The following is an 11657-nucleotide window of genomic DNA, read 5'->3' on the forward strand; positions in this document are numbered from 1 at the left end:
CCATGACTGACCTAATATTTGTTCAGACCGTAGCGGTGGCGGTATGCAGCGTCAATCATCAGATCCCCGACACCGGCATCAGGCCCCACCGGACCCGCCCAGATAGACCTCGACCATCTCGCGCAGAGCCCTGCCGACTGCCACATCGTCGGTGAGCGGTCCGACGATCGCAGCCTTGGCCGCCTCTGGCATGGTCAGGCCCTCTGCGATGAGCCTGCCCGCCGCGATGAGGACGCGGGTGGATGCGACCTCACGCAGGCCACCGGAGTCCAGGCGGCGGATGGCCTGCCCGAAGCGAACCAGCTCGGCGGCGGTGGCACTGTCCACGCCTGCCTCGTGTGAAACGATCGTCTCTTCGACATCGGCTGCGGGGAAACCGAATTCGATTGCGACCATCCGCTGACGTGTCGAATCCTTGAGGTCCTTGAGCACGCTTTGGTAGCCAGGGTTATAGGACACCACAAGGCCGAATCCGGGTTCCGCGTCCAGCGTGATTCCGAGCCGCTCGATCGGCAGCTGTCGCCGGTAGTCCGCCAGCGGATGCAGCACCACGGTCGTGTCCTGTCGGGCTTCCACCACTTCGTCCAGGTAGCAGATCGCGCCCTCCCGGACCGCTCGGGTCAGCGGACCGTCCACCCACACCGTCTCGTCGCCCCGCAGGAGATACCGACCGACAAGGTCTGCCGTGGTGAGGTCGTCATGGCAGGCGACCGTGATCAGCGCTCGGCCGAGGTCGTAGGCCATCGCCTCGACGAAACGGGTCTTGCCGCAACCCGTCGGCCCCTTCAGGACCAGTGCCAGACCCTGGCGGTAGGCGGCCTTGAAAATGGCCTCTTCGCCGCCGACCGCCTTGTAGTAGGGCCGTACCGTCGCAGCGCCGGGTTTCGGGTCGGGATCTGCGCCGTTCCGGTAAGCGATCCCGAACTCGTCGGCCATAGCGTCCCTTCCGCCAATTGATTGGAGCCTATCCGGAACAGATGTTTGTTTCAAGTGCGCTGACGAGCGCGTTTGGGCTTGGCCGTGAAGCGCCAACGGCATTCTGGCACAGGGCATCAGGACGAAGTTCGCACAATCAGGCGCTGCTCATGACACCCTGCGGCGGACCTCCGCCGAGCGCAGTGCGGACCGGAATAGCGGTCCGATCACCCCGGCGAGTTGATCTGGGCGCGCGATGGTCGCATGCGCGGTGCTACCGAACACTTTGCGCAGCGCTTGCACGTCAGTCCCCGCGCCGATCGTCAGGCACACACAGCCGGTGCCCCGGCGGCGGGCCTCGATCAGAGCACGGCGCGCGTCGGCGGCACCGTAGGGGCGCTCGTATCCGTGGTCGTATGCGAGTCCGTCGGACAGCACGACCAACAGCCGCCGTGACGTACCTCCGCGTGCCTCCAAGACCGCCGAGCCGTGCCGGATCGCCGCACCGAGGCGGGAGTACGCGCCGGGTTCCAGGCTGTTCAGGCGCCTCATGACCTGGGCGTTGAGGTGATCGTCAAATCGCTTGACGGGTACCATGTTCACCGCGCTCCGGCCCTGTGAGTAGTAGGCGTAGAGCGCAACTCGGTCACCCAGGTCATGCAGTGCAACGGCGAGGTCGGCGACCGCGGCACGCTGTTGTTCGTGCACCGTCCGCCCCACCGTTCCTGGCTCCGCCGCAGAACCCGACACATCGAGAAGGAGCAGCACCGACAGATCACGCCGGCGCCGCAGGCTGTCGAGGTACACCGCCTCGTCGGGCGCCGATCCGGCCAGCATCTCGACGCGGGCTTCGACCGCCGCGTCGATGTCGATGTCGTCGCCCTGAGACTGGCGGTGGCGGCGGTGCAGACCCATTCCAAGTCGTGACAGCGGGCGCCTGACCCCGATCGCGTCGTCGATCGCCTGGATGGCCGATGCCTTGATCTTCGGCTCAACCTCCCGCACGGTGCACCACGCCGGCCGGTAGCTCTTGCGGGTGACGTCCCATTCCGGATACTTCACGCCGGACGTTCCGGCTTCGCCGTCGTTGAAGTGGTCATTTCGGTCCTCGCTCGACGTTGAGGCCAGCGACGACACGGCATAGACACCGCGGTTGGAGGACTTTGTGCGATGCGTCGGGGTGTCCGCGCCCGGCGGTCCGCCGCCGCTACCGGTCTTGCGCGCCGAGGACAGCATCTTCTTCAACCACTTGCCGATGAAGCCGCCCCCGCCAACCGGGCTGGTGAACAGGTCTGGATCGTCGGATTCGTCGATCTGGCCGTCCTCGAGCTCCTGGAGCTCCTCCGGTTCCTGCGCGCCACGACCGCGCGGGACATGCCGGGAGTCCGCCTGATCCTGTTGGTCGGCCGCTCGGGAGGACGCGGCCAGCACCTTCCCGGCACGGATCACGCCAAACACCGGCGCCGGTTCGTCGATCGCCGCCCGCCCGGCGGCAATGCTCAGCGAAGCGGCGGGCGAGTCGCTGCGACTCGCGATGTCGCGGTTGCCCACCTGCCATACTCCCGGGGCCAAGGCGTGTGGTAGCAGGTAACCATTGCTGACCAGTGCGCGGTGACCCTCAACCGCCAGATAGCGCCTGGCCAGCCGGGGGTGGCGGAGCAGCAAACGCACGACATCAGGATCCAGGCTGCCGGCGGCGATCATCGACGCCTGTACCGCAATCGCCTCGAGTTTCGCGTGGGCTCGCGCGGACGGATCGACGTAAATCGTCTGGCCGTCCGTCCACGGGGGTTCACCCGGTTGCAAGTCGGCAACCGCCACGGGTCGGCCCGCAAGTGCAGAAGCGAGCATGCTCAAGCCCTGCAACCGGTCGTCGCGAGCGTCGTCTGCCACGCTCAACCTCCGAACCGCGCGGGACCTCGTTGACCAAATATCTGTTCCACCGTAGAGTCCGGTTCCACCGCGGTCAATCGGACCAGCGGTCGGTCAGTCCGGAGCGCATCATGATTGACTTCACCGACCGGGTGGCAGTGGTCACCGGCGCCGGGCGCGGACTCGGTCGGCTGTACGCACTGGAGCTGGCACGCCGGGGAGCCGCGGTGGTGGTCAACGACCTCGGCGGCTCGATGCGCGGCTTCCCCGGTGAAGGCGCCGACTCTGGCGTCGCCGACGAAGTGGTCGACGAGATCAGGAAAGCGGGAGGCACGGCGATCGCCTCCTATGACTCGGTCGACAGTCCCGCGGGTGGCCAAGCGATTATCGACGCGGCCGTGGGTGCGTTCGGGCGGCTCGACGCGGTCATCAGCAACGCGGGAATCTTCGGCAGCGTGCCATTCGAAGACCTCTCGCCCGAAGAGTGGACTCGCATGCTGCGCGTGCATCTCGACGGCGGCTTTTATCTATCTCAGCCCGCGTATCGCGTGATGAAGAACAACGGGGGCGGAAGGTTCGTCTTCATCTCGTCCTCCGCCGGGATCTTCGGCCAGCCGATGGAGGCTCACTACGCCGCGGCCAAGGCCGGCCTGGTGGGCTTGACCAACGTGATCGCGATCGAAGGCGAAGCCCATGGGATACTCGCCAATTCCGTTATGCCCACCGGCTTCTCGCGAATGGTTACCGAGACGGTTGGCGACGAGAAGCTCCTGGCCGAATCCGGCTTCATGCGGGCCATCCGGCCTGAGCTCGTCGTACCGCTGGTGACCTTCCTCGCCAGCACTGCCTGCACGTTCACCCACCGCAACTACTCAGCCTCGGCCGGCCGCTACGCGAGGGTGTTCGTCGGCCTGACCGAAGGCTGGCTGGCAGACGCCGGGAGCCAACCAACCGCGGAAGACATCGAGGCACACCTCGAGCAGCTGTCGTCCACCGAGCGGTTCTTCGTGCCCACGTCGATCGTCGACGAGGTGCTGGAAGTCTGTGAGCGACGCGGCATCAGCGCGATGCCCGGCGAGGCCTTGGATAAAGCCAACGTCGCATTCCCGAACCTCAGCGCAACGGAGGCTGACCGTGGATAACGAGCTGCGAGACCAGGTCAAGCGCCTCACCGACCGCGCGGAGATCTATGACTGCATGCAGCGGTACGCGCGCGGAATCGACCGGCAAGATCGTGCGCTGCTGCGATCGGCCTACCATGACGGCGCTGTCGATGACCACGTCGGATTTGTCGGCGTCGTAGACGATTTCATTGACTGGGCACTCGCGTATCACAGCACGCAGACGCGATACCAGCACTACCTGCTGAACCACACCGTCGACATCGACGGCGACGAAGCCCACGCCGAGACCTACTATCTGTTCATCGGGACCGACCGCGAACCGGCGAATCACATGACGATCTCTGGCGGCCGTTATGTAGATCGTCTGGAACGGCGTGACGGACGTTGGGCGATCGTCGATCGCGTCTGCGTCGTGGAATTCATCAACGAATCAGAATCGCTGCTCACCGTGGAAGCCATCGCCGCCGTCCCATGGGCGCGGACCCCCCGCCACGATGCGACGGACGCCTCATACGACCGACCGCTTGCGGCATCGCGCATGGTCAGAGACGTTGTTGACCAAAAATCTGCTCCAACGTAAAGTCCGGCTTTGTCGCAGTCAATCGCGCACGACCAGAGTCAAGGAAAAGTGGACTTCTCCTACCCAGCGGAAGTGGAACAGTTCCGCACCGAGCTGCGCGACTGGCTGTCCGCGAACCTCACCGATGAGCTGGTGGCCGCCCGTCGGCCCGCTGGGCGCGACGACGCGGCGATCGAGATGCTGCGCGCTTGGAGCCGGACGATGGCCGACGCTGGGTGGGCCGCCGTCTCCTGGCCCCGCGAATACGGCGGCCGCGGAGCGACCGTTCTCGAGCAACTGGTCTACACAGAGGAAACTACACGCGCGCGGGCTCCGATGCCGCTCAACGTAATTGGGATGAACAACATAGCTCCCGCCATCATGCAGTACGGCACCGAAGACCAGAAAAGAACGCTGCTCCCCCGCATGATGCGCGCCGACGATATCTGGTGCCAGGGAATGTCGGAGCCCGAAGCGGGATCCGATCTCGCCGCGCTGCGCACCCGGGCGGTGCTTGATGGGGATGACTTCGTCGTCAACGGCCAGAAGATCTGGACCTCGCTCGGGCATCGCGCGGACTGGTGCCAGCTGTACGTGCGAACCGATCCCGACGCCCCGAAGCACCAAGGGATCTCCTGCCTCATCGTCGACATGAGGCTGCCCGGGATCGAGGTCCGCCCACTCGTCACGCTCAACGGCGACGCCGACTTCGCCGAGGTTTTCTTTCGCGACGTGCGGGTGCCGGCAAGTGCGTTGCTCGGACCGCTCAACGCTGGTTGGCAGGTGGCCACGACCACGCTCAGCCACGAGCGCGCCGGGGCCGCGCGGCTTTACGCCGAAATGCAGGCACGGCTGGAAGAACTGGTGGACGACATCGCCACGCAGAGCGACGCCCTCGAAGACCCGGTGACACTGCGGCGCCTCGGCGAAATCGCCGTCCGCATCAAGTATCTCGAGGTGCTCTGCCAGCGGTCGATCTCGGCGATGCTGCACGGCGGCTCTGACAGTGCCGCGTTCGCGTCGGCCAGCCTCGCCAAGACCGTGTGGGGTGAGATAGGACAGGACATGGCTGCCCTGGCTTTCGACGTTCTCGGTACCCGCGGTGCGGATGCCCCGTGGGCAAACTACCGCCTGACGTCACGTTCGCTGACTATCGCGGGTGGAACAACCCAGATCAACAAGAACATCACCGCGCAGCGCGTACTGGGATTGCCCCGCAGATGAACCTCGAACTCACCGACGAGCAGGTCGCGCTGCGCGACACCACGCGCCGCTTTCTTGCTGAGAAAGCACCGATTTCGGGGCATGTGCGCGAGCTGCTCGACGATCCGACCGGCGTCGACGAAGCGGTCTGGCGCGGTCTGGCCGATCTCGGCATAACCGGGCTGCTGGTGCCGGAGGAATACGGCGGCGCCGGGATGACGATGGTCGAGGCCGGCGTAGTCGCCGAAGAACTCGGCGCAGCCCTGCACCCGGGGCCGTGGTTGTCGACCGCGGTCGCCGCCACGCGGGCACTGACCCGGCTCGGCGGCAACGATAGTGCTGCCACAATTTTGGCCGGGATCGCCGACGGGACGACGATCGCTACCGTCGGATTCTTGGATTTCGAGAATTCCTCCGTCGAAGTAGCCGGGCAAGGCGACGACATCGTCCTGCGGGGCGAGCTCGTCGGCGTGCCCGATGCCGCGGCGGCCGACATATTGCTCGTGCTCGCCGAGGATCCCGCAGGCATTGGGCTTTTCGCGCTGAACACCGACTCTGCCGGGGTTTCTGCGACGCTCGAGCGAGGTATCGATCAGACCCGCAAACAGTTTCGCGTAGACCTCGACGGTGCGTCCGCGTACCGGCTGGCCACGGCTCCCTCAGCTGCCGTTGCGGCTGTGATCGATGACGTACTCGTCGCTACTGCCGCCGACGCGCTCGGCGCCGCGCGGGCGGTCATGCACCTTGCCGTCGAATACGCGAAAGTCAGAAAGCAATTCGGTCAGGCCATCGGCTCGTTTCAGGCGATCCAACATCTGTGCGTCGATATGTACGAGACCGTCGAGCTGGCCCGCAGCGGTGTGATCCACGCGCTGTGGGCCTCAGACGCCCCAGCCGCCGAACTTCCTTCCGACGAACGCCATCTTGCTGCGCTGCGCGCGAAGGCATTCGCCGGGCGACTGGCCACCGTGGGCGACACCGCCATCCAGGTCTTTGGCGGCATCGGCTACACCTGGGAGCACGATGCTCATCTCTACCTCAAACGACTGCTGAGCTGGAGCGGACTTCTCGGTGGACCCGACCGGTACCTCACTGAAGTCGGTGCGCGCCTTACGAAAAGAACGTCCGCGCGGAGCTTGGCGTAGGAGCACAATGATGGATATCGAGTACCTCCTTACCGCTACACGTTCGGCTCGCAAGTCGCTCGACCTGGATGCGCCGGTCGATATGGGAGACGTTCGAGAGTGCCTGCGGATCGGTTTGCAGGCCGCCAACGGGTCGAATGCCCAGGCTTGGCGGTGGCTGGTGGTAGCCGATCCTGTTCTGCGCGCCAAGATCGCCGAGCTGTATCGCGAGGCCTATCTGTTGCGGGTCGGCGGGCAAATGCTTGCCGACCTGTTGCCGGCCGGCACGCCGGAGGGCCGGCTCATGTCGTCGACGGAGTGGTTGGTCGATAACATGGCGAAGGTGCCGCTGCTGGTAATCCCGTGCTATCAGCCTTACCTGCCGCGCATCGACGGCGACGAGTCGTTTCACCAGGCCACGCTGTACGGCTCGATCTTCCCGCCGGTGTGGAACTTTCAGCTGGCCTTGCACACCCGCGGATACGGCACATGCATCACAACTCTGCACCTGCATCGCGAAGAGGAGGTTCGCCAGCTGCTCGGGATTCCGCAGACTTACGTCCAGGGCTGTCTGCTGCCGGTGGGCCGGCTCCGCGCCGGGCAGAAGTTTCGGCCGGCGCGTCGCCGGACCATCGACGAGGTGGTCGCGTGCGACGGCTGGGACGGGCCAGCGCTCTAGAATGGCCTCCGTCAGGGCTCTACGCAGCGCATTTGTTTCGCCCGGTCTGATAGCCTCTAACAAAGATTTGGTTCGGCGGGAGGACGAATGCGTAGATTGCCCAATCCGCAATCGTCCCTAGTTGTGCACAGTTAGTCATGGCCAGAATCTAGTCATGGCCAGAATCGAGTCGTTGCCAAAGGGCCGGCCACCGGCGGCTGACCGCACGGATCGTTTCGGGGGCGCAGACGACTCCGGGACGCGCCGCACCGAGATCCTGCAAACTGCCGCGTCGTTGATCGCGTCTTCTGGTTTGCGGACGTCGTTGCAGGAGATCGCCGACGCGGCAGGGATTCTGCCCGGAAGCTTGTATCACCATTTCGAGTCCAAAGAGGCGATCCTCGTCGAGCTGATCAGCCGCTATCAGGACGATCTTGATCGCGTCGGGCGGACGGCGCAAGCGCGGTTGGACGAACCCGATTCGCGACCAATTTCCGAAAAGATCACCGAGCTGGGAAAGGCGATCGCCAACTGCGCCGTGCAACATCGGGCCGCGCTGCAGATGTCGTTCTATGAAGGGCCGAGCACAGACCCGGAGCTGATGAAGCTGACGCAGCAACGGCCCACGGCGATTCAGGAGGCGATGCTGCAAACGCTGCGCGCCGGCAGGTGGAGCGGCTACATCAAACCCGACATCGACCTTCCCACCTTGGCCGACCGTATCTGCCAGACCATGCTGCAGGTCGGACTCGACGTCATGCGCCACGCTTCGTCGGCCGATCAGGTAGCCGAGCTGTTGTGCCGAATCATTCTGCAGGGGTTGGCAGCCCGGCCGCCCGCGGACTCTGCGCTCGACCGGTCCAACGCCTTTGCCGCCGCCAACGACGTCATCCAGACGTGGTCCGACGACAGCGCCGCCGACCCCAGCAACAAAGCGGCACTCGTCCGTGCCGTGGCACGAACGGAATTCGGCCGCAAAGGGTACGAGGCCACCACCATCAGGGACATCGCTTCGGCGGCCGGCCTGGGTACCGGAACCGTCTATCGGGTGATCGGATCAAAGGACGAACTCCTCGACTCGATCATGCGCTCGTTCGGAAAGAAAGTTGAGGCGGGATGGGTCAGCGTGCTTCGCTCTGACGCCACGCCCACCGAGAAGTTAGACGCACTGAGCTGGGTCAACGTGAATGCGTTGGACCAGTTTTCCGACGAATTCAGGATTCAACTCGCCTGGATGCGGCAATCACCACCAACAGCCAACCCGGGCTGGTCCTACACAACGCGCCTACGGCAAATGAAATCGCTGCTCTCCGAAGGAATCCGGTCAGGCGAGATCAGTATCGACGCTCCGTCCACAGCGATGCTGGCGCGATGCCTCATAGGCCTGCAGTGGATACCGGAGAACATTCTCGGCGAGATCGGCAGACGCGCGGCGCTACTGCATGTTCGTGACACCGTTTTGCGGGGTGTCGCCGTTCGCGGCACCTAGGTATTGAACCAAATAACTGTTCTACATACAGTAGGGCAGTTAGTAACGGCCTGGAAATGGCCCGGGAAAGGGAGCCCTAATGACTGTTATGGATCGGTTGCGGTACGACGGCAAGCGTGCGCTGGTCGTCGGCGGCGCGACGGGCATGGGCGCCGCGGCGGCCAAATCAGCGGCCGAGCTCGGCGCCGAAGTCATCGTGATGGATTACGCGCCGGTCAACTTTGACGTCGCCCAGGCGGTGCAGGTAGACCTGCGCGACCCCGCCTCGATCGACGCGGCGCTCGAACAGATCAGCGGGCCCGTCCACGCCCTGTTCTCGGCCGCCGGAGTGGCCGACGGAACGACCGACCTGATGAAGATCAACTTCATCGGCCACCGCCACCTCATCGACCGGCTGCTGGAGAAGAACCAGCTTCCCAACGGCTCGGCCATTTGCTTCATCTCCTCGGTCGCCGGCATGGGCTGGGAGAACGACCTGGACCTGATGCTGGAGTTCCTGGCCACGCCGGACTTCGCGGCCGCCGACGCCTGGTCCAAGGCACACGAGGCGGAAGGCATCATCCACTACGGCACCAGCAAGAAGGTGATCAACACCTACGTGGCCACCCAGGGCTACCCGCTGCTGAAGAAGGGGATCCGCATCAACGCGATCTGCCCAGGCCCGACCGATACCCCGCTGGCCCAGGCCAACGCGGATCTGTGGCTCAGCTTCGCCCAGGACTACCGCGACGAGACCGGCTCCAAGGTCCACACCCCGGAGCAGATGGGCGACGTCATGGCGTTCCTCAATAGCGACGCCGCCTGCGGCATCAGCGGGATCACCCTCCTGGTGGACTCCGGCCACACCATGGCGTCAATGACCGGCGCATACGCTCCCGGCAAGCCGATCATCGACCTGATCATGGGCCGCGTGAAATTTTAGCGGCGGTACCGTCGGGGGCATGGCACGCGTCATCGTCATCGGCGGCCACGGAAAGGTCGCACTGCAGCTGGCCCGCATCCTGACCGAGCGCGGCGACGAGGTGGATTCGGTCTTCCGCAATCCCGATCATTCCGGCGACGTCGCCGCCACCGGCGCCACACCCGTCGTGGCCGACATCGAACGACTGGACACGAATGCGCTGGCCGATCTGGTGGCCGGGCAGGATGCTGTCGTCTTCTCCGCCGGAGCCGGTGGCGGCAATCCGGCGCGGACCTACGCGGTCGACCGCGACGCCGCGATCCGGGTGATCGATGCTGCCGCGCAAGCGGGCGTCAAGCGCTTCGTGATGGTGTCGTACTTCGGTGCGGGCCCGGACCACGGTGTGCCGCAAGGCGATCCGTTTTTCCCCTACGCGGAGGCCAAGGCCGCCGCGGATGCCCACCTGCGGGCCGGCGATCTGGATTGGACGGTGCTGGGGCCCGGCCGGCTCACCCTGGATGCGCCGAGCGGCCGGATCAGCGTCGGTGAGGGTAAAGGTGAGGTCTCGCGGGCCGATGTCGCGCTCGTGGTGGCCGCCGCGCTGGTCGATGATTCGACCATTCGGCGAACCATCGAATTCAACAATGGAGACATCCCCATCGCGGAGGCGCTGGCGGGCTGAGTAAACTGCACGGCGCAGCTGGTCTGCTGTCACCGCACGACGCGGTGCCGGCATCGAGCGCAGCACGTTAGCCATGCTTCGTAAGAGGGAACCCGGTGAGAATCCGGGACTGTCCCGCAGCGGTATGCAGGAACGAAAGCCGTCTTCGAAATAAGAAAGCACTGGTCACAAGACTGGGAAGCTGTGACTTTTAGGAGGCCGGTAGGAGCGCCACCCGGCGCATGCCTGCGAGTCCGAAGACCTGCCGGCTGTGCCGGGCGCGCCGCGTCCGGCGGCTCATCGCCTCGTGGAATGGGCGTTTGGCTGTAGCCGTTGCGGTTATGTACTTAAAGTGCGTACCGCGATCCGGATCGGCTGCACGTCCACCGGCGGTGACCACCACGCCGATTGAAGGACGAATCGTGACCCCTCAACCATTCACCGCTACCGTCACCGGCTCCCCCCGCATCGGCCCGAAACGCGAACTCAAGCGCGCAACCGAGGGCTACTGGGCCGGACGTACCAGCCGATCGGAGCTGGAATCCATCGCCGCGACATTGCGGCGCGAGATGTGGGCGGGCCTGGCCGCCGCCGGCCTGGACTCGGTGCCGGTCAACACCTTCTCCTACTACGACCAGATGCTCGACACCGCGGTCATGCTGGGCGCGCTGCCGGCCCGGGCCGCGCAGGTTCCCGACGAGCTGGACCGATACTTCGCCGCCGCGCGCGGCAACAAAGACGTCGCGCCGCTGGAAATGACCAAGTGGTTCGACACCAACTACCATTACATCGTTCCCGAGATCGAGCCCGCGACGAAGTTCACGCTGCGCCCGGACAAGGTGCTCTCCGAGCTGAAAGAAGCACTCGGGCAAGGGATTCCGGCCCGCCCGGTCGTCATCGGGCCGGTAACCTTCCTGCTGCTGAGCAAGGGCGTGAACGGCCGGGGCGCACCGATCGAGCGGCTGCAGGAGCTGGTGCCGATCTACTCCGAGCTGCTGTCGCTGCTGGCCGATAACGGCGCTCAGTGGGTGCAGTTCGACGAGCCCGCGCTGGTGACCGACATCTCCGCCGACGCGCCCGCGCTGGCCGAGGCGGTGTACAACAAGTTGGGCGCGGTGAGCAGCCGGCCCGCCATCTACGTCGCCACCTAC

General features: G+C 65.2%; 10 protein-coding genes, 1 pseudogene and 1 riboswitch. Of the genes and pseudogenes, 9 read left to right on the forward strand and 2 right to left on the reverse strand.

Annotated elements, in window-relative coordinates; translation table 11 throughout:
- Positions 1 to 78: 78 nt before the first annotated feature.
- Entirely contained in the window at positions 79 to 936 is an 858-nt protein-coding gene (locus tag ACLP4W_RS05880; RefSeq protein WP_442385023.1) for a CbbQ/NirQ/NorQ/GpvN family protein, read from the reverse strand.
- Between the two features lie 147 nt (positions 937 to 1083).
- A complete protein-coding gene (locus ACLP4W_RS05885; protein WP_442385025.1) occupies positions 1084 to 2808 on the reverse strand; it encodes a nitric oxide reductase activation protein NorD in 1725 nt (574 codons plus the stop codon).
- Positions 2809 to 2918: 110 nt separating this feature from the next.
- Between ACLP4W_RS05885 and ACLP4W_RS05890 the strand changes: the two genes are divergently transcribed.
- From ACLP4W_RS05890 to ACLP4W_RS05930, 9 genes and pseudogenes are all read left to right on the forward strand, one after another.
- On the forward strand, positions 2919 to 3929 hold the full coding sequence (locus ACLP4W_RS05890) for an SDR family NAD(P)-dependent oxidoreductase (RefSeq protein ID WP_442385027.1): 1011 nt from the start codon (positions 2919 to 2921) through the stop codon (positions 3927 to 3929).
- Positions 3922 to 4491 (forward strand): nuclear transport factor 2 family protein, encoded by a 570-nt coding sequence (locus ACLP4W_RS05895; protein ID WP_442385029.1) that lies wholly within the window; start codon positions 3922 to 3924, stop codon positions 4489 to 4491. The genes ACLP4W_RS05890 and ACLP4W_RS05895 overlap by 8 nt, the downstream gene beginning before the upstream one ends.
- A 48-nt stretch (positions 4492 to 4539) precedes the next feature.
- Positions 4540 to 5694: an acyl-CoA dehydrogenase family protein gene (locus ACLP4W_RS05900; protein WP_442385045.1), complete on the forward strand. Its 1155-nt coding sequence runs from the start codon at positions 4540 to 4542 to the stop codon at positions 5692 to 5694.
- Positions 5691 to 6818 (forward strand): acyl-CoA dehydrogenase family protein, encoded by a 1128-nt coding sequence (locus ACLP4W_RS05905; protein ID WP_442385031.1) that lies wholly within the window; start codon positions 5691 to 5693, stop codon positions 6816 to 6818. Before ACLP4W_RS05900 ends, ACLP4W_RS05905 begins: the two co-directional genes overlap by 4 nt.
- A gap of 10 nt (positions 6819 to 6828) precedes the next feature.
- Positions 6829 to 7476, forward strand: coding sequence for a nitroreductase family protein (locus ACLP4W_RS05910; RefSeq protein ID WP_442385033.1), 648 nt, complete (start codon positions 6829 to 6831; stop codon positions 7474 to 7476).
- A gap of 154 nt (positions 7477 to 7630) precedes the next feature.
- Positions 7631 to 8944 carry a TetR/AcrR family transcriptional regulator gene (locus ACLP4W_RS05915; protein WP_442385035.1) on the forward strand — a complete coding sequence of 438 codons (1314 nt, stop codon included), beginning with the start codon at positions 7631 to 7633 and terminating at the stop codon, positions 8942 to 8944.
- Positions 8945 to 9023: 79 nt separating this feature from the next.
- Positions 9024 to 9866, forward strand: coding sequence for an SDR family oxidoreductase (locus ACLP4W_RS05920; protein ID WP_442385037.1), 843 nt, complete (start codon positions 9024 to 9026; stop codon positions 9864 to 9866).
- A 19-nt stretch (positions 9867 to 9885) separates the two neighbouring features.
- Positions 9886 to 10527, forward strand: a complete 642-nt coding sequence (locus tag ACLP4W_RS05925; RefSeq protein WP_442385039.1) for an NAD(P)H-binding protein — start codon at positions 9886 to 9888, stop codon at positions 10525 to 10527.
- A gap of 31 nt (positions 10528 to 10558) precedes the next feature.
- A riboswitch (cobalamin riboswitch) is annotated at positions 10559 to 10790 on the forward strand.
- 138 nt (positions 10791 to 10928) lie between these two features.
- Positions 10929 to 11657: pseudogene (locus tag ACLP4W_RS05930) on the forward strand (5-methyltetrahydropteroyltriglutamate--homocysteine S-methyltransferase); the annotation flags it as partial.

The sequence above is a fragment of the Mycobacterium sp. genome, from assembly GCF_052145595.1.
Lineage (GTDB): Bacteria > Actinomycetota > Actinomycetes > Mycobacteriales > Mycobacteriaceae > Mycobacterium.